Consider the following 19681-nt stretch of genomic DNA (forward strand, 5'->3'; position numbering starts at 1 on the left):
AAAGGTCGTTATCCAGATATACAGCTCCCGGATCTGAGCACCGCTCAGTTTCTTGGGACGACCGGAAATCTGCTTGGCCTTGAGCGCGTCAAAGCCACCCTCGCGGTAGGCAGCCAGCCATTCATAGATTCGTGCTCGGCTCATCCCCAGCGCTTTGATGACGACTTCTGGACTCTCGCCATCCATGACCCGTTGAACGGCGCGAACGCGAATGGCTTCTAATGTTTTGTGATCAAGTTTACGACCGTCATCGTGGCGCATGTGTGTAAATATCCGATAAGCTTGGCGAACGGAGCCTACATTATAAATGATGTTCGCTTACTTTCGAACCCATTAGTATATTAAGTCTGATACCATGTGGTCGGATCTAATCACAGGAAGCTGTCCAGCCGGATAACAACGCCCATTTCCTGAAACTTGCTATAGGTCTCAGTACCACTGCTCTGTCGAACCAGCCGCAAATCATTTTTCAGATACACCGGCTTGGCCGGTTTGGCCACTGCTTTCTTAGAAACCTGCTTAGGGGTAGGCTTTTCCTGTAAGGCTCGAATATGTGCAACCAGACCCAAAAGATCCTCATCCGGTTTCTCTTCAATAGCTTGTTCGGCCACCACGGGGGCTATGTCCGATCCAATACCCATTTGCATCAACATATCGATCAACTGTTGGGCTTTGCTGGCTTGTTGAGGCTCAGTAGAAGTATGTGGAAGCTCTGGATCAGCAACATGGATGCCAGATGCGCGAATAGTATCAGTTGGTATGTCCAAGTCAGCATAGGCCAGAATTTGTTCTTTTCTGCCACTTCGCAATGCCTTAATCATAGGGTGGATTAGCGAAAGCTCTTCATTGAAGACCTTTTCTACAAGAAGCTGATCGATCACCTCTCGTCTGGCCATGACAGCACGGGTCTGACAGAGATAGAACAGCGATACCGCTACATGAGGGATACCCTGGGTGAACTCCCAGAACAAGTCTTTCATCGGCTCAGTGAGTGGAGTCGGAGCTTCAAACCACTGCAGCTTCCAGAGCCTTTTGATGAAACGCTCCCACTCCGCGTCTTGTTCCGGCTTGTCTGAACGTTCGAAGCGGTTCCAGTTCAGACTGCCAAATTGGGCAGCCCTGCGAGCTGAACGCATGGTCGGTGTAAACAGATCCAGTGCTTTCGGGGTACCAATAAACAGCACCGGCACCTTGATCACATTGGTCAGGGTGACAAAGAAATTCAGCATTTTCTGGGAGCCTCCCGACTTGGATTTTTCCAAGTGCTGAATTTCATCGATAGCCAGCAAGCCTACCGAATGAAGCGCAACTACTCTCGCTACGTCACCTAGCATCGACTCTGCAGAAGAGCGCGATTTTACAAATAACTGTTGATAATCTGTGCCAAGGGCATCATCAACCGCTCTGAAAAAGTTGATGCAGAGATGCCTGACGGAACCATCATGGGGACACTCAACCTTCAGCCAAACCAGCTGGGTATGCTGATAGTCAGGGTGATATATCACTTGCGGATAGCAGCTCAGAATCGCCTCTACAGCTGTCGATTTACCTGTTCCCGAGCAGCCAATCACCGAACTAACCAGAGATTCATTGCCTGCATTACGGCTGGCAGATTTGAAGTCTGTATAACCAACAGTATCAAGATTACGTTGGTGGCTGGCATCGGCTATGTTCCGACTCAGGTAGCCCCGACGAATCATGCTCGAGAGCATTTGTTCCAGTTGCAAATGCGACTTGGTCGGATAGAGGAACTGATCCAATATCCTCATCATCGCATGGCGACGAATGTGCCCAGGCAGCTTCTTCTCACTGTCGCCAACCGTTGGATAACGATTTAGCTTCTTAGCCGTTTCCTGAGGGGAATTAATCGGCGGAAGTGCATTAATCAAAGGATGCCCAGCATAGTCGGGGATTTCGGCCTCGATGTAATGCGCCAGGGGATGCTTAATCATCTCCATCCTCCAAGAACGAATCCAGATCAGGATAATCCAGGCAGGGTTCACTTCGCGTTTTGATATCGATAACCAAAGCCTTATGGCCAGTGGAACTGGCAGAATCTGGCTTACTTAATGATGTACGCTGACGTTCTGCTGCCAACTCATCGCGCCGATTATCACGAATGCCCATCAACCTACGGCTCGCTGGCAGAGATGGCTTTGAGGGTTTCTTCGCTCGCTCACGTTGGACTATATGGTCGATAGCATCCAAGGTGTCGATACTTGAATAGTCTGCCCGCTGCTTGGCAGATGCCTGTGCTCTCTTTCTCTCATATTGCTTTTGAGCCGCTTCCACAAATGTCATTCCTCGATAGCTGCGGCTACGATCTGAAAGATCGCAGACCCAATACTCATCATCGCCAGCAACTGGTCTGATAAATATCTCATTGGTGTTTCGAGGATCAAAAGCTGCTTCAATTTTGGTTGGACGGTTCTGTTTGATCCGGTCGAACCATCCAGCTTTCAACGCTTCCTGGCATGTATAGTTGATTCCACGCAGTTTGATACCTACCTCAGAAATCGTTGCAGTTTCGTTTGGCAACAGGTTAATTCTGGCTAGCCTCTCGTCACAGGTACGCAGCTTTCCTGTCCGGTTGCTAACTCCCCAGTTCCAAAGCGCAATAGGAACAGCTGCCAGATCATTCGGCATATCCGGAGCGAAATCGTAGTCTTTTACGACATGACTGGTGTTATGGCGGAGTACAAGATGAATCATCATCTCCGTAAAAGCAGATAGGCCCAACTCTGCATCAAGCTCGTAGCGTTTCCCTGTCCGTTTTTTGCCATTAACAGGCTCTACCACTCCGCCAACATAGGGTTTGAACTCAGCTTGAATAGTGTTGAAGTGCCGCTCGCAGATACCCTTGTCATCGCCTCTATAGGCTCTGGTGTTGCTTAGTTGAATTCCAAATCGATTCACCAGTGTGTCAGCCTGACGGGAAAGCAGCTCACCTCTATCTGCCAGAATGCTGGCCGGAATACCGACTGCAGGCCAGTCACTATCAGTAATCTCAATACCGTAACGCGCGCAGTACTCAACCTTGCTGCAGAACGCATTCGCTAGAGCCATACCTGCAGTAACCCACGAGGGTGTTTCAAAGCCGATATACATACCTGCAATCATACGGCTGAATACATCCTTCACGAGATACAACACTGGACGCCCTACAATTTTTTCAGGGTCTTCATCTGAAACCAGATACAGATCCACTATGGTTGCGTCAATTTCGTAACGAGCTCCTGGGCCGAAATTATTGGTCGCTGCCGTACTGATTAGGGGTTTGATGTCTTTATCGTATGCCCGAGCTGGCATTCGACGTTTTTCAGCTTCATGCTTTCGATAGTTCTTAGAGTAGAAGTATTGAAGCTGGCCCCGTGTCGCCAATCGACCTGGTGTTATATCAGGGTAACGGGACCGCAGGAGGCCGTTGGCTTTATTGAGTACAACTGACATCGGCACTGGCTTTCCTACGAGATAGCTTGTCTCAATTGCCGTGCGAAATATATCCGCCACATCCTCAGTTACGACAAGTCCTTCCCCCGGTGAGACCGAACGCTTCCGGCCCAGCTTTTTGTCCAAATTTCGTCGTGGCTTGCCACTCCCTCCACATTGTTGATAGTCAGGTGCGAGAGCATTCGGAGACATCCCTCTTTGCCAGAAACGGCGAAGAGCACGAACAATGAACAGGCGAGGTCGTCCCGATTGTTCGACCGCCAATCTTATGAGTTCATTCCGCATTTTCTTCTCGAATAAAGCTTCATGCTTCTCGAGTAGGGGCTTCAGTGCAGATACTGCTTCATCACGCTTTTGCGCAGCTAATGTGCCTTCCTGGACTGAAGGGATCGGGAAAGGGTCTGTGGTTTCCTGGAAGTCTTCCAGCTCTTCTGACGTTAATGTAAACGGCCAAGCATTCTGATCATCAACATCAATCACCTGATAATTTTCAAGGTTGGTGAACAGAACTCGGATTCTCTGCTCTGAAACAGGAGCTTGTAGAACTGTATTAATTTGCATGACTTAACCTCCATTGTGTAGAGGCCACGCCATCAAAAACGAGTTCTGAGCATTTCCAGTCGTGATATGCTTTTTGAAGTGGTGCTTTTATTTGTCGTGTTGCTACCCCATACCGCAGCATTTGCACATGTGAACCAGGCTCAAGCCCATATTCATCATCCAAGCGAGCACAACACCTCGTAGCTTTTTGCTCAGAATAGGTAGCAAGCCTAGTAATCAATTCTGTAGAGCTGGAATCCTCTACCTCACTACTGAACTGCTCCCAGCGAATGTCGGCAAGAGCAGGCCTGATCCACTGAAGGTTCTCTTTGAGAGAAGGAGATACTTCTCGGTCAGTGAATAGCTTCCATCCAACGCCAGCTTGCTCCCAATAGGCCTTTTCAATTTGTAACTTTTCTATCGTCCGGGCTTTGCCCAATTCTGAGACAGGCTTTACTGCGATGGCCAAGGGAGGGCCCTCACGGAAATCCACCAGCAAATCCGTAGTTACAATCTTGAGCTTTCCTCTGATTTGCGGATGCTTGATGCCCATTTCGGCGCACAAGCGAATTGTCTCCTCCAGCGGAAGTGGAAATTGCTCTCTGATATCCGCTGTATCGTGATACCAGTCGAAGATGCTAAAGGCAGCAAACTCAATACCGGAAAGAAGATGGTGAATACGCCCGGTCACGCGACCAGGGGCCCGGACACTTTCACCGGAACTGCTAAGGTCCTGGATCTGGATGAAAGGCTTATAAGATGCACCGAAGCCATGACCTCGGGCTTTCAGCTTTTTCTGATCCGATGGATCTAACGGTTTGTTGGCATCGTCCGACACAACTCCCTCCTAGCAGGGAAAGCAGGAGAGAGTTTTGTATCAGACTTTACAACAAATGATCAAACTTTATTTATTTTAATCAAACTTTATTTTTCACCGATAACACCATAAGACCAAAGAAACCCTCCTACTCCACCGTCACCGACTTGGCCAGATTCCGCGGTTGATCCACGTCCGTGCCCTTCAGGACAGCAACGTGATAGGAGAGCAGTTGCAGAGGCAATGTATAGGCGATCGGCTCCAGAATGATCGGAATTGACGGGAGGCGGATCAGGTTGATGCCGGGTTCGTCACGCAGGCTCTGATCCTGTCCGGCGAAGACGAACAGTTCGCCGCCACGGGCACGGACCTCCTGCATATTGGCCTTGAGCTTCTCCAGCATGGCATTGGTGGGTGCGACGGTGACCACCGGCATATCCTTGTCGACCAGCGCCAGCGGGCCATGCTTGAGCTCACCGGCCGGGTAAGCCTCGGCGTGGATATAGGAGATTTCCTTGAGTTTGAGTGCCCCCTCCAGCGCCACCGGAAACAGGGTGCCGCGACCCAGGAAGAGTGCGTTGTGCTTTTCGGCGAACTGGGCGGCCATCTGCTCAATCTCCGGGTCCAGCGCCAGCAGCCGCTCCAGCAGCGCCGGGAGCTGGGCAAAGGCGGCCAGGATTTCGCGCTCTCGCGTGTCACTCAGACCAAACCGACGCCCCAAGGCCAGGGTGGTCAGCATCAGTGCCACTAGCTGCGACGTGAACGCCTTGGTGGAGGCTACGCCGATTTCAGGGCCGGCATTGGTCATCAGGGCCAGATCGGACTCGCGCACCAGTGAGCTGCCGGGTACGTTGCAGATCGCCAACGTGCCGATCACCCGGGAGCGGATTTCACGCAGGGCCGCCAGGGTATCGGCGGTCTCACCGGACTGAGACAGAGTCAGGAAAAGGGTGCCTTCTGGCAGTACCACCGGGCGGTAGCGGAACTCGCTGGCCACTTCCACCATGCAAGGGATGCCCACCAGCTCCTCGATCCAGTACTTGGCGATCATACCGGCGTGGTAGCTGGTTCCGCAGGCCACGATCTGAACCTGGCGCACCCGGTCAAACAGGGCTTTTGCTTCCACACCAAACGCCTGCTCCAGCAGGTGTCCATCACTGATACGCCCTTCCATGACCGATGCCATGACCGCCGGCTGCTCGTAAATTTCCTTAAGCATAAAGTGCTTGAAGGCACCCTTCTCCGCACTGCCGGCGCCATGCTCGAATCGGGTGACGGCTCGATCAACCGATTGGCCACTGCCATCCTCAACCTCCACTGAATCCGGAGTCAGGCACGCAATATCGCCATCTTCCAGGAACATGAAACGGTCGGTGACCGGCAGCAAAGCCAGCTGGTCAGAGGCGATAAAGTGCTCACCGATACCCACACCGATCACCAGTGGGCTTCCTTTGCGAGCGGTAACAAGCTGGTCAGGATAGTCAGCATGGACCACCCCCAATGCGAAAGCACCTTCCAGATACTGGATCACGGCACGCATGGCTTCACGTAGCGATTTCCCCGCGGATACCTCACGGTCCAGCAGGTGTGCAACGACTTCGGTATCGGTTTCGGAGCTGAATGTATAACCGGCCCCGATCAGTTCATCACGCAGGCTTTCGAAGTTTTCGATGATACCATTATGCACCACGGCCAAACGTTCGCCGGACATATGAGGGTGAGCATTTACTTCGTTTGGAACACCATGTGTTGCCCAACGCGTATGCGCGATACCCAGCGTACCGGTTAGTGGATGCTTCGCCAGTGCTTCAGCCAGAGACTGTACTTTGCCCACCCGGCGAACGCGCCCGATCTGGCCCTGATCAATGACGGCCATGCCGGCAGAATCATAGCCGCGATATTCAAGACGGCGGAGTCCTTCCAGCAAGATTCCGGATACCTGACGGGCCGCAACCGCCCCCACTATGCCGCACATGTTACCGACTCCTTAACTACGCTTGATGGGGCGCTTCCAGCCACCGATGTTGGTTTGTTTACCGCGGGCAACCGCCAGTTCCTGGTCATCGACGTTTTTGGTGATCGTGGAGCCCGCACCGACCGTGGCGCCATTACCCACCTTCACCGGTGCCACCAGCGCCGTGTTCGAACCGATAAACGCGTCATCACCAATCTCGGTCAGCGATTTGTTCACGCCATCATAGTTACAGGTGATGGTACCGGCACCGATGTTGGTGTTGCTGCCGATCTGTGCATCGCCAATATAGCTGAGGTGGTTCACCTTGCTGCCGGGGCCGATTTTGGCTTTTTTGGTCTCGACGAAGTTGCCGATTTTGGCACCCTCGGCCAGCTCAGTTCCCGGGCGAATTCGCGCAAACGGGCCAATACTGGCCGAAGCCTCTACCTGCGCGCCTTCAATCAACGAATTGGCTTCGATCCGTGTACCGGGCCCGATAATGCTGTCTTTGATCACACAGTTGGGGCCAATGTTGACCCCTTCCGCGATCCTGACCTGGCCTTCAATCACCAGGTTGATATCGAAATAGCAGTCACAGCCCACGGTGAGCTCACCGCGCAGGTCGAAACGATCAGGATCGGCCAGTGTGACACCTGCAGCCATCAGATGTTCAGCCTGCTGTCGCTGATACCACCGCTCCAGCATCGCCAGCTGCGCGCGGGTATTAACGCCCTGAACCTCCTGCTCGCACATCGGTTGGATCGCCTCGATGCGAACACCGTTATCAGCCGCCATGGCGATCACGTCGGTCAGGTAGTACTCGCCCTGGGCATTATCGGCGCTCAACTGCGGTAACCATTCACGCAGCAAACGGCTGGGCAGTGCCAGAATGCCGGTATTCACTTCCTGAATCTTCAGCTGGCTCTCGTTAGCATCCTTATGCTCCACGATCGCCACCACATCACCGACGTCATTACGAACAATGCGGCCATAGCCACTGGGATCAGTCAGTTCCACGGTTAACAGCCCCAGATGATCCCGGGCTGCAATTCGACACAAGGAATCCAGAGTTTTTGATTTAATCAGCGGGACATCGCCGTAGAGCACCAATGCGATGGAGTCTTCCGCCACGGCGGGCATCGCCTGTGCAACCGCGTGGCCTGTCCCCAGCTGCTCGGCCTGCTCGGCAAAGCGGATATCGCTGTCGGCCAGAGCTGCGCGAACCGCATCACCCCCGTGACCGATCACCACATGACGACGTACCGATTCGCCTAAGCCGGCCGCGCTGTCGATGACGTGCTGCACCATCGGCTTGCCGCCCAGGCCATGCATCACCTTGGGAAGGGAGGATTTCATCCGACTGCCCTGGCCCGCAGCCAGGATAATCACATCAACGTTCATCGGTGTTCCTTGTTAAGGCGGTCGTTTTCGCAGTATGGCGCGCAATGTACCGAAATCGCGCACCCGATCAATAGCTTTTCATCTTACGCGGTCCGGCGCTGAATCCAGCTATGGACGTTGGCACCAAGAACCAGCATGCAGGGCGTCAGTATCAGGGTGAGTAAGGTGGCAAACGCCAACCCTCCGGCGATGGCGCTGGAGAGCTGAGTCCACCACTGGGTCGACGGCGCACCAATACCCAGGCTGGGCTCCAGCAGATTAACATTGACGCCCAGCACCATCGGCATCAGCCCCAGAATCGTGGTCAACGCCGTTAATAGTACGGGGCGCAGACGCAGACAGCCAGTTTCCAGGGCTGCCTCATAGGGGGAATAACCCTCCCCGAGATGTTGGTTGTAGGTATCGATCAAGACGATGTTGTTGTTCACGACAATGCCGGCCAGCGCGATAATGCCCATCCCCACCATGACAATACCGAAGGACTGTTGGTTCACCAGCAGGCCGATCAGCACTCCAGCCGTTGAGAACACAATGGCCGAAAGCACCAGCAGGGTCTGATAGAAGCTATTGAACTGGACCACCAGGATCAGCGTCATCAGCAGGATGGCCACCAGAAAAGCACCACCGAGAAAAGTGGCTGACTGCTGCTGATCCTCCTGCTCGCCGCCCACCGACAGGCGAACGTCCTCCGGCAGTTCACCCACCTCTGCCCGGAGAGCTGCCAGACGCTCATCGAGCTGGTAGCCCGGCGCCAGATCCGCCTTCAGCGTAACCGTCCGGGCACCGTCGATACGGCGAATCACACCGGTTTTCTGGGCCGGTTCCAGGGTCACAAACTGAGACAACGGAACCTGCCCCCGTTCGGTTCGTAGCGTCAAACGCCCCAGCTGATCCAACGTTCGTTGACTGGCCGGAAATCGCACCCGAATATCTACATCATCATCCGCGTCCGTGGGCCGGTAAGTGGTCAGCAATAAACCATGGCTGACCAGCTGGATCGCATTACCGATACTGGCAACACTGGCGCCAAAGCGGGCCGCCGCTTCACGATCCACCTGCAAACGCCATTCGATGCCGGGCAGTACCCGATCGTCCTCCAGGTCGACAAAACCGCCGAGCCGATCCATCGCCGCTCGCGTCTGCTCCACGGCACGGTAACTGGCATCGGTATCATCGGAGATAAAGTGAAGCTGCACGGGTTTACCTTCTCCCGGCCCCTCTTCCTGCTTACGAAACTCCAGTTTGAGCCCGGCCAGATCCGCCGTACGCTCCTGCATCTCGGCCAGAATCTTGTTCGCCGGCCGACGTTGCTCCCAGTCGATAAACTGGAACTGGATGGTCCCGATCACATCGGCCTGCTGCTGGCTGTTTGCCGATGCCTGAGAACGCGCATAGAGTGCTTCCAACTCCGGCATTCCCTGCAGTCGCTTTTCAACCCGTTTCAGCAAGGCGTCACGCTCATAAATCGACAGATCGCCCCGGGCATGAACCACCACCTGGGCGGAGTCCGGTTCGATCTCGGGGAAGAATTCGACGCCATGATTGAACAGCGCGTAAGCCACATAGACCGCCACCATCACACCCAGTAAAGCGGTCAGGGTCGAGCCGGGAACGCGCAACAGGCGCGCTAATACATGGCGGTAATGTCGTGACAGACGATTAGACCTGGGTTTGATCACACTGGCTTGGCCGCCGGCGAGACTACCCATCACCGGCAGGAAAATCAGTGCCATGGCCAGGGAGGCCAGCAGGCAAACCATCACCGTGGCCGGCAGGTATTTCATAAACTCACCGACCACACCGGGCCAGAACAGCAGCGGCAGAAACACCATCAACGTGGTAATGGTAGACGCGATCACCGGCCAGCTCATCCGAATCGAGGCCTGCTGCCACGCCTCCGCCGGAGATAAGCCCGCTTCCCGGTTACGATCCGCCAGTTCAGACACAACGATCGCGCCATCCACCAGCATCCCCGCCACCAGGATCAGGGAGAACAGCACGATGATATTGAGCGTGAAACCCATCAGCTGAATCATCAGCAAGCCGGCCAGGAAAGCGCCGGGGATTGTCATGCCCACGAGCAATGCCGGACGTGGCCCCATGGCCAGCAGCATAACGATCAGGACCAGTAACACCGCTGTCAGTACGTTATTCAAAAGATCGGACAGCAGCTCTTTAACCTCGATCGACTGGTCGGTGATGTAGGTCACTTCCAGCCCCTCGGGCAGACGCGGACCGGCCTTCTCGATCAACGTTTTCACCTGATCGATGGTATCCACAATATTGGCCCCGGCACGCTTGGAGACCTCAAGCACCACCGCCGGTTGACCACTTAGGCGAGCGAAGCCCTCGGGGTCCTTGAAGCTACGGCGAATCCGCGCCACATCCTCAACGGTCACCACCGAGTCGCCCACCACTTTCACCGGCATCTGCATCATATCCTGCAGATCCGCTACCACGCCCGGTACTTTCAGTGTCATCCGGCCGGCACCGGTATCGATGCTACCGGCCGCCACCAACTGGTTATTATTGGTCACCAGCGAATAAAGGACACCGTAATCGATGCCATAACTGTCGAGTACCTGAAGGTCGACAATGATCTCCAGCAGGTCCTCGCGGTCGCCGCCGATATCCACCTCCAGCACTTCCGGTATGGCTTCTATTTCGTCACGTAATTGACGGGCCAGATAGACCAGCTGCTCGACCGGCATCGGGCCGGAGAGACCCACCGTGAACACCGGGAACTCGGAGATATTAATCTCATTAACACTCGGCTCTTCGGCCTCATCCGGCAGATCACTTTTAACCGTATCCACCTTTTCACGCACATCGAGCAACGCGGTTTTGGGATCAAACCCGGCATCAAATTCGAGCATTACCGAGGCGTGGCCTTCACTGGCGTAACCGGTCATCTCCTTGATCCCCTCCAGCGAGCGCAGCTCCTGCTCCAGTGGCCGAACCAGAAGGCGTTCCGCATCCTCCGGGCTGACACCCTGCAAGGCAACGGAGATATAGATCAAGGGAATGGTGACGTCCGGATTGGCTTCGCGGGGCAGTGTATTGAACGCCGTTACCCCGCCGGCGATGATCAGAAACAGCATCAGCATCGTCGCACGAGAGCGGGCCAACGCCGCACGGATGATGGCCGCCATTACTGAACTCCCGAACCATCGCGCGAATCGGTACCGGCACTGACCGGCTCGACCTTCTGCCCAAGCTCGGCAAAGCCCGCCCCCACGGTGATTAGACGCACCTGGCTTGGCAGACCGCTGACCCAGGCACGTGACTTATCCAGACTGAGGATCGTCACCGGGGCAAAACGCACCCGGTCCTGCTCATCGAGCACCCTTACACCAACCTCGCCGTCGTCATCCAGGGTCAGTAAGGCCGGCGAAAAGGCATGGGCGGGTTCAGCACCGGTGGTAATCTCCATAGAGGCACTGCCACCGGCTATCCGCAGAAGATCAGGGTTATCCACCAATGCCTCGACCTGGTAGCTGCGCGTTGCTTCATCGGCAAGGTAGGCCACGTAGCTGACGTGGCCGCTAAGGGTCTGGCCATCGAGGAGTCTCACCACTACCGCTTGTCCGACCTCAAGCCGACCCACCTCCTGCTGCGGGGCCTGTGCCGTTACCTTGAGCTTGTCAATGGCGACCAAGCGGCCCCAGATCTCGCCCACCGCGAGGTAATCGCCCGGGTCCACACTGATCTGATCGATAATCCCGGCAAAGGGGGCGGTGGGACGGGTGCGCTTGAGCGCAAGGCGTGCGTTTTCTACCGCCAGCCGCGCGTTGGCGACTTCACTGGTCAGGCGCATCACTTCATTCTCAGTGCTACCGCCGGTGGCATTAAGGCGACGATTAACGGCCAGATCACGCTCTTTATAGGCAAGATCCGCCTCTGCCTGATCCAGTTGCGCCTGACGACTCTCGGGATCGAGCTTTAATAAAACCGTGCCCGCTTCCACACTGGAGCCCTGGGAGACTGGTTTCCCCAGCACGGCTGCGGCGATCTCGGCACGCAGATCGACCTGTGCGTTCGGGGTGACCTGCCCCTGAAGGATCAGGGTACGCTCGAACGACTGCGCTTCGCTGGATGTGGCCTCCACCGATAACAAGCCCGACTCGGCTGCCTCAGCCGGCGCCGGTGAATCAACCTGAGCACTCTTAACCTCAAACTGGAGCAACCAGAACAGCACTGCGACGAGTAAAGCAAGATAAACAACCGTGCGTACAATCGATCCTATCCGTGGCGAGCTGGCCATTCTCACTCCTGAGTCTGTTTGGAGAAGTCTGTTTCAATACTACCGCTAAGGGATGACAGCCACAAAACGTAAAAAAGGCAGCCGAAGCTGCCTTTTTCTAATGCGCAAAGGGGCTGTTTTATTTGCCTGCTTTGCGGCGAATCTGCTGCAGTGTACGGAGCTGCGCCGCAGCTTCCGCCAGCTGAGCGGCTGCCCGGGAGTACTCAAACTCGCCGGATTTATCAGCCATCGCATGCTCTGCGTGCTTCTTGGCTTCGATAGCCGCAGCCTCACTCAGATCGGCGGCGTGGGCGGCTGTATCCGCCAGTACCGTGATCTTGTGGGGCTGAACCTCGAGAAAACCACCAGACACGTAAAACACGTCTTCCTCACCGCCCTGCTTACGCAGTTCGACAGGGCCTGGTTTCAGTTCCGTCAGAAGCGGAGCGTGACCCGGGTATACACCCAGATCACCCAGGCTACCTGTTGCGGAGACGAATTCGATCAGGCCGGAGAAGATCTCCTCCTCGGCGCTCACGATATCGCAATGAACAGTCATAGCCATCTTCTTTACCTCTTAAAGGTTTCTGGCAGAACCGCTTACAGGCTCTTCGCTTTCTCTACAGCTTCGTCGATGGTGCCGACCATGTAGAACGCCTGCTCCGGCAGCTCGTCGTACTGACCTTCGAGGATGCCTTTAAAGCCGTTAATGGTGTCTTTCAGGGAAACGTACTTACCCGGAGAGCCGGTGAATACTTCCGCCACGAAGAACGGCTGAGACAGGAAGCGCTGGATCTTACGCGCACGGGATACAGTCTGCTTGTCTTCTTCAGACAGCTCGTCCATACCCAGGATCGCGATGATATCCTTCAGTTCCTTGTAGCGCTGCAGGGTAGACTGCACGCCACGAGCCACTTCGTAGTGCTCCTGACCGATAACCAGCGGATCCAGCTGACGAGAGGTGGAATCCAGCGGGTCGATCGCCGGGTAGATACCCAGCTCCGCGATCTGACGGGACAGTACGACGGTCGCGTCAAGGTGGGAGAAGGTGGTCGCCGGAGACGGGTCGGTCAAGTCATCCGCCGGTACGTATACCGCCTGGATAGACGTGATGGAACCGGTCTTGGTGGAGGTGATACGCTCCTGCAGAACGCCCATCTCTTCCGCCAGCGTCGGCTGGTAACCTACCGCTGAAGGCATACGGCCCAGCAGTGCCGATACTTCGGTACCCGCCAGGGTGTAACGGTAGATGTTGTCGACGAACAACAGTACGTCACGACCTTCGTCACGGAACTTCTCGGCCATGGTCAGGCCGGTCAGCGCTACGCGCAGACGGTTACCCGGCGGCTCGTTCATCTGACCGTAAACCATCGCTACCTTGGACTGGTCGAACTGCTCGACGTTTACAACGCCGGCTTCCTGCATCTCGTGGTAGAAGTCGTTACCTTCACGGGTACGCTCACCGACACCTGCGAATACAGACAGACCGGAGTGCTGACGGGCGATGTTGTTGATTAGCTCCATCATGTTTACGGTTTTACCTACACCGGCACCACCGAACAGACCAACCTTACCACCCTTGGCGAACGGGCATACCAGGTCGATAACCTTGATGCCGGTTTCCAGCAGTTCGTTGGAAGAAGCCTGATCCGCGTAAGACGGCGCCTTACGGTGGATCGGGTAACGCTCCTGCTCACCGATCGGACCACATTCGTCGATCGGCTCACCCAGAACGTTCATGATACGGCCCAGTGTTTCGGTACCTACAGGTACGGAAACCGGTGCGCCGGTGTTGGACACTTCCAGTCCACGCGCCACACCTTCGGTCTGGCCCATTGCAATGCCTCGTACGACACCGTCGCCCAGCTGCTGCTGAACTTCCAGTGTCAGGCCGGTTTTATCGACGATCAGTGCGTCGTAAACCTTCGGTACGTTGTCACGCGGGAATTCCACGTCTACAACCGCACCGATAATCTGAACAATACGTCCGCTACTCATGTTCGGATCCTCTTAACATTTAAACCTGTTCACTGCATCAAACAGCAGCAGCACCACCGACGATCTCGGAGATTTCCTGAGTAATCGCCGCCTGACGGGCTTTGTTGTAAACCAGTTGCAGCTCATCGATCAGGTTGCCGGCGTTATCTGTTGCGTTCTTCATCGCCAGCATACGTGCTGCCTGTTCACAGGCGTTATTCTCAACCACTGCCTGGTACACCAGAGACTCGATGTAACGCTTGAGCAGGCCGTTCAGCAGCTCTTTAGCGTCCGGTTCGTACAGGTAGTCCCAGTGGTGGCTGAGCTTCTCTTCGTCTTCACCTGCCTTCAGCGGCAACAGCTGCTCGACAGCGGGCTTCTGGGTCATCGTGTTTACAAAATCGTTAGACACGATGAACAGCTTATCCAGTTTGCCTTCGTCATAGCTGTCCAGCATCACCTTCACGGAGCCCAGCAGCTGGCCAAGCTCGGGTGCATCACCCAGCCCGCCTTTCGCTGCCACGACGTTGCCGCCGTAGTTCCGGAAGAAGCTGATTGCCTTGGAGCCCAGTGCGCAGATATCGACCTCGACACTCTGCTGATTGAACTCTTTCATCTTGGCAATGGCTGCCTTGAACATGTTGACGTTCAGGCCGCCACATAGGCCGCGGTCAGAAGCGACGATAATAAAACCGACGCGCTTGACCTCACGCTCCTGCATGTAGAGGTGACGGTATTCAGGATTGGCTTTGGCCAAGTGCTGAACCACACCACGGATGCTCTGGGCGTACGGACGTGAAGACTGCATGCGATCCTGGGCCTTGCGCATTTTCGACGCAGCAACCATTTCCATGGCGCTGGTGATCTTGCGCGTGCTGCCGATGCTCGCGATTTGCGTCTTAATCTCTTTTCCGACTGCCATAGTTCCGCCTATTAAACTTGTCTTAGTTCAGGCCGGTCAGAGACCGGCCCCGGCTCACAAAGGAGCACTTACCAAGTTTGGGTAGACTTGAACTTTTCGATGCCGGCTTTGAAGGACGCAGCGATTTCGTCGTTGTAATCGCCCTTCTCGTTGACCTTCGCCATCAGATCAGCGTGTTCGCTGTTGAAGTAGGAGATCAGAGCCGCTTCGAAAGCACCGATTTTGTCCAGTTCCACGTCTTTCAGGAAACCTTCGTTCGCCGCGTACAGGCTCAGGCCCATCTCAGCGACGGACATCGGCGAGTACTGCTTCTGCTTCATCAGCTCGGTAACAGCCTGACCATGCTCCAGCTGAGCACGGGTCGCTTCATCGAGGTCGGAAGCGAACTGAGCGAAAGCCGCCAACTCACGGTACTGCGCCAGAGCCAGACGAACACCACCACCGAGTTTCTTGATGATCTTGGTCTGTGCTGAACCACCAACACGGGATACGGAAAGACCCGCGTTGATCGCCGGACGTACACCGGAGTTGAACAGGCTGGTTTCCAGGAAGATCTGACCGTCGGTAATGGAGATTACGTTGGTCGGTACGAACGCGGAAACGTCACCACCCTGGGTTTCGATGATCGGCAGCGCGGTCAGAGAACCGGTCTGGCCTTTCACTTCACCGTTGGTGAACTGCTCTACGTAGTCGGCATTGACGCGCGCAGCACGCTCGAGCAGACGGGAGTGCAGGTAGAAAACGTCACCCGGGTAAGCTTCACGACCCGGCGGACGACGCAGCAGCAGGGAGATCTGACGATACGCCCAGGCCTGCTTGGTCAGGTCATCATAGATGATCAGGGCATCTTCACCGCGGTCGCGGAAGTATTCGCCCATGGTTGCGCCGGCGTACGGTGCCAGATACTGCATGGCAGCCGGATCAGCCGCACCTGCGGCGATCACGATAGTGTGATCCATGGCGCCGTGCTCTTCGAGCTTGCGCACCACGTTAGCGATAGTGGACTGCTTCTGACCGATGGCAACGTAGATACACTTGATGCCAGTGTTCTTCTGGTTGATGATCGCATCGATCGCGATCGCGGTCTTACCGATCTGACGGTCACCGATGATCAGCTCACGCTGACCGCGGCCAACCGGGACCATGGCGTCGATCGCTTTCAGACCGATCTGAACCGGCTGATCAACCGACTGACGGGCGATAACGCCCGGTGCTACTTTTTCTACGGCGTCGGTCAGCTTGGTTTCAACCGGACCTTTACCATCGATCGGGTTACCCAGCGCGTCTACAACGCGACCAAGCAGTTCCGGACCGACCGGTACTTCCAGGATACGACCGGTACAACGAGCGGTCATACCTTCGACCAGAGTCTGGTAGTCGCCCAGTACTACGGCGCCGACAGAGTCACGCTCCAGGTTCAGTGCCATACCGTAGACACCGCCCGGGAATTCGATCATTTCACCGTACATAACGTCGGCGAGACCGTGGATCAGGATGATACCGTCGGAAACGCTGACGATCGTGCCCTCATTACGGGCTTCAGAAGTCACATCGAGCTTCTCGATGCGCTTCTTGAGAATCTCGCTGATCTCAGATGGATTCAGTTGCTGCATTGTTATTCCTCACACTCAGGAATTCATCGCTTCGGCCAGTTTCGCCAGTCGTGCACGAACAGAACCGTCGATCACAAGGTCGTTAGAGCGAATCACGACGCCACCGAGGATGGATTTGTCCACCTTGGAGGTCATTTTCACTTCACGTCCCAACTTGGTGCTGAGCGCCTGAGCCAGTTTTTGCTGCTGCGAATCATCAAGTTCATAGGCAGTGGTCAGATCGATATCGACTGACTTCTGCTGAGCAGCTTTAAGCTGCTCGAACTGCAGAGCAATTTCCGGGAGCAGCGCGAGACGCTGTTTTTCAGCCAGCAAGAACGCGAAGTTCTTGCCGGCGTCATCCATCTGCGCTTCGCAAACGGAGATCAGCACCTCGGCCTTCTGCTCATACGTCAGGGCCGGATTGTTAAGCACCTGGGCCATCGCGCTGTCCTGAACCACTTGCGCGGCGACGGACAGCATGTTTGACCACTGATCGAGGTTGCCCTTGTCCAGAGCATATTCGAACGCTGCTTTGGTGTAGGGCCGAGCGACTGTATTGAGTTCAGCCATCGTAAACCTCGCTTAAAGCTCCGCGGCCAGTTTCTCAACCAGCTGTGCGTGTGCTTTCTCGTCAACAGAGGCTTCCAGAATCTTTTCGGCACCGGCGATTGCCAGCGTAGCCACCTGAGCGCGGAGTACTTCCTTCGCCCGGTTAACTTCCTGTTCGATTTCAGCCTGAGCGGAAGCTTTCACACGGTCAGCTTCTTCACGTGCCTGCTCTTTGGCTTCATCGATGATCTGGTTAGCCCGCTTGTTGGCCTGTTCAATGATGGCGGCTGCCTCTTCCTTGCTTTTACGCATGTCTGCGGCGGCTTTTTCTTGAGCCAGTCGCAGGTCACGTTCAGCACGGTCGGCCGCATCAAGACCTTCGGCAATCTTCTTCTTACGCTCAGCCAGCGCGCCGGTGATCGGCGGCCAGACGTATTTCATGCAAAATACGACGAAGAGGAAGAATGCAATGGCCTGACCAATGATGGTGAGATTGATATTCACGCCATTACCTCTCGCGGTTGTTGTGTAAGTAGTAGTTACCCGACATGGGGTAAAACGCCATTTCTACTTATTAAGCAACAGCGAACAGGACGTACAGACCCAGACCCACGCCGATCATCGGGATCGCGTCGACCAGACCCATTACGATGAAGAACTGGGTGCGCAGCAGCGGTACCAGTTCCGGCTGACGCGCAGCGCCTTCCAGGAACTTACCACCGAGGATACCGATGCCAATAGCAGCACCGATTGCAGCCAGACCCATCATCAGAGCAGCAGCGATATACAGCAGTTCAGCCATTTCTTTTCTCCAGCAATTTTCAAGGTTAAGTTAAAGTTTCAAGTTCAAAAGGTTTGTAACAAACTCGCGTAATTCGTGCCCGATCAGTGATGATCGTGGGCCATCGCCAGGTACACAATAGTCAGTACCATGAAGATGAACGCCTGCAGGGTGATAACCAGAATGTGGAAGATCGCCCAGGGCACGGACAGGATCCACTGCGCCCAGAACGGCAGCAGCGCAATCAGGATAAAGATCATCTCGCCGGCGTACATGTTACCGAACAGTCGCAGGGCGAGAGAGACCGGCTTGGCCAGCAGACCAACAAGCTCCAGAAACAGGTTGAACGGTGCGAAGATCTTCGGCAGCGGCTGGAATGCCAACTCACCGATAAAGCCACCCACACCTTTCATTTTAATGCTGTAATAAACGATCAGTGCAAGCACGCTCAGCGCCATACCGCCCGTTGCGTTCACATCAGTGGTCGGAACCACTTTCATATATCCAATACCCATCTCAGCCGCAACAAACGGAATCCAGTCTACCGGCACCAGGTCCATCAGGTTCATCAGGAAAACCCAGACGAAGATGGTCAGCGCCAAGGGAGCAATGACTGCATTCTTGTGGTTGAAGATGCTTTTCACATTGTCATCGACAAACTCGATGATGGTTTCGACAAAGTTCTGCGAACCCGTAGGCACGTCAGATGTAGCGGCCTGAGCCACCTTTTTGAAGAACCATACGAAAAGCAGGCCCAACGCGACCGACCAGAACATTGTATCGACATTGATTGCCCAGAAGCCAAACTCACTCGGCAGAGCTAGTTCACCGTGCGCGGGATCCGTATTCACGAAACGCCAGCTATCGGTCTTCTCATGGTAACCGAAGGTCAGGTTGGTCAAATGGTGCGATATATATTCTGAGGATGTAACTGTTCCACTCGCCATTCTCAGTCTCTCATTTTCAAAGTTTCAGGAAACGGTTATTCAGCCTCCACTGCAGCATCCAGCCAAAGAGTTGCAGCAGTATGAAGGTGAGAAATAGGGAAAAGGGTCTCAGAGGATCCACCAGGAGGAAGGTTGCGCTAAACAACCCGGCGGCCAATACCATTTTCCCTATTTCACTCGCGTACAGGCTGATCACGACCTGCTGAGCCGTCTCGGCAGGGCGTTTGCCATAGAGCACTCGCCAGGTGAAATAGAGGTTGGGCAGCAAATACAGCAGACCACCCAGCAATGCAGAGTAAGCGTGCACCGGGCCCAGCAACAGCGCTCCCGAAGAGACCGCCAATAGCAGGATGCCCTGATACAGGTAAATCTTCAGAAATGCCTGACGACTGCGCCGTTGTAGCCGTCCGCTGCGCACCGTGGGCTGTTCCGCAGTGCTTTTGCTTGCCTCAGATCTACCCAAACTCCGCCCTATTTCAGACGCAAAGTACCCGTAAATAGCGGC

General features: G+C 55.1%; 17 protein-coding genes. All 17 read right to left on the reverse strand.

What is annotated here, in order from left to right:
- Positions 1 to 261: helix-turn-helix domain-containing protein (locus tag G403_RS0107480; protein ID WP_036233002.1), on the reverse strand; the 261-nt coding region annotated here is incomplete at its 3' end.
- Between the two features lie 110 nt (positions 262 to 371).
- Entirely contained in the window at positions 372 to 1952 is a 1581-nt protein-coding gene (locus G403_RS0107485) for an ATP-binding protein (protein ID WP_027853439.1), read from the reverse strand.
- Positions 1945 to 4011 carry a Mu transposase C-terminal domain-containing protein gene (locus G403_RS0107490; protein ID WP_027853440.1) on the reverse strand — a complete coding sequence of 689 codons (2067 nt, stop codon included), beginning with the start codon at positions 4009 to 4011 and terminating at the stop codon, positions 1945 to 1947. The genes G403_RS0107485 and G403_RS0107490 overlap by 8 nt, the downstream gene beginning before the upstream one ends.
- Positions 4001 to 4828: a heteromeric transposase endonuclease subunit TnsA gene (locus G403_RS0107495; RefSeq protein WP_027853441.1), complete on the reverse strand. Its 828-nt coding sequence runs from the start codon at positions 4826 to 4828 to the stop codon at positions 4001 to 4003. The genes G403_RS0107490 and G403_RS0107495 overlap by 11 nt, the downstream gene beginning before the upstream one ends.
- A gap of 127 nt (positions 4829 to 4955) precedes the next feature.
- Positions 4956 to 6782 carry a glutamine--fructose-6-phosphate transaminase (isomerizing) gene (gene glmS, locus G403_RS0107500; RefSeq protein WP_027853442.1) on the reverse strand — a complete coding sequence of 609 codons (1827 nt, stop codon included), beginning with the start codon at positions 6780 to 6782 and terminating at the stop codon, positions 4956 to 4958.
- A 12-nt stretch (positions 6783 to 6794) separates the two neighbouring features.
- Complete coding sequence (gene glmU, locus G403_RS0107505; protein WP_027853443.1) at positions 6795 to 8162, reverse strand: bifunctional UDP-N-acetylglucosamine diphosphorylase/glucosamine-1-phosphate N-acetyltransferase GlmU; 1368 nt, start codon at positions 8160 to 8162, stop codon at positions 6795 to 6797.
- A gap of 83 nt (positions 8163 to 8245) precedes the next feature.
- Positions 8246 to 11314: an efflux RND transporter permease subunit gene (locus G403_RS0107510; RefSeq protein WP_027853444.1), complete on the reverse strand. Its 3069-nt coding sequence runs from the start codon at positions 11312 to 11314 to the stop codon at positions 8246 to 8248.
- Positions 11314 to 12426, reverse strand: a complete 1113-nt coding sequence (locus G403_RS0107515) for an efflux RND transporter periplasmic adaptor subunit (RefSeq protein WP_027853445.1) — start codon at positions 12424 to 12426, stop codon at positions 11314 to 11316. The genes G403_RS0107510 and G403_RS0107515 overlap by 1 nt, the downstream gene beginning before the upstream one ends.
- A gap of 118 nt (positions 12427 to 12544) precedes the next feature.
- Positions 12545 to 12970, reverse strand: coding sequence for a F0F1 ATP synthase subunit epsilon (locus tag G403_RS0107520; RefSeq protein WP_027853446.1), 426 nt, complete (start codon positions 12968 to 12970; stop codon positions 12545 to 12547).
- A gap of 35 nt (positions 12971 to 13005) precedes the next feature.
- The gene (gene atpD / locus G403_RS0107525) at positions 13006 to 14403 is read right to left on the reverse strand and encodes a F0F1 ATP synthase subunit beta (RefSeq protein ID WP_027853447.1); all 1398 of its coding nucleotides are present in this window, start codon (positions 14401 to 14403) and stop codon (positions 13006 to 13008) included.
- Between the two features lie 37 nt (positions 14404 to 14440).
- On the reverse strand, positions 14441 to 15304 hold the full coding sequence (atpG, locus tag G403_RS0107530; protein ID WP_027853448.1) for a F0F1 ATP synthase subunit gamma: 864 nt from the start codon (positions 15302 to 15304) through the stop codon (positions 14441 to 14443).
- A 68-nt stretch (positions 15305 to 15372) separates the two neighbouring features.
- A complete protein-coding gene (atpA, locus tag G403_RS0107535; RefSeq protein ID WP_027853449.1) occupies positions 15373 to 16917 on the reverse strand; it encodes a F0F1 ATP synthase subunit alpha in 1545 nt (514 codons plus the stop codon).
- Between the two features lie 15 nt (positions 16918 to 16932).
- Entirely contained in the window at positions 16933 to 17469 is a 537-nt protein-coding gene (locus G403_RS0107540) for a F0F1 ATP synthase subunit delta (RefSeq protein ID WP_027853450.1), read from the reverse strand.
- 12 nt (positions 17470 to 17481) lie between these two features.
- Complete coding sequence (locus G403_RS0107545; protein ID WP_027853451.1) at positions 17482 to 17952, reverse strand: F0F1 ATP synthase subunit B; 471 nt, start codon at positions 17950 to 17952, stop codon at positions 17482 to 17484.
- 70 nt (positions 17953 to 18022) lie between these two features.
- Positions 18023 to 18250, reverse strand: coding sequence for a F0F1 ATP synthase subunit C (gene atpE / locus G403_RS0107550; protein WP_027853452.1), 228 nt, complete (start codon positions 18248 to 18250; stop codon positions 18023 to 18025).
- A gap of 83 nt (positions 18251 to 18333) precedes the next feature.
- Positions 18334 to 19176 (reverse strand): F0F1 ATP synthase subunit A, encoded by an 843-nt coding sequence (gene atpB / locus G403_RS0107555; RefSeq protein WP_027853453.1) that lies wholly within the window; start codon positions 19174 to 19176, stop codon positions 18334 to 18336.
- A 16-nt stretch (positions 19177 to 19192) separates the two neighbouring features.
- Complete coding sequence (locus tag G403_RS22585; protein ID WP_051298701.1) at positions 19193 to 19594, reverse strand: ATP synthase subunit I; 402 nt, start codon at positions 19592 to 19594, stop codon at positions 19193 to 19195.
- Positions 19595 to 19681: the final 87 nt, after the last annotated feature.

The organism is Marinobacterium litorale DSM 23545 (assembly GCF_000428985.1).
Classification (GTDB): Bacteria; Pseudomonadota; Gammaproteobacteria; order Pseudomonadales; family Balneatricaceae; genus Marinobacterium_D; species Marinobacterium_D litorale.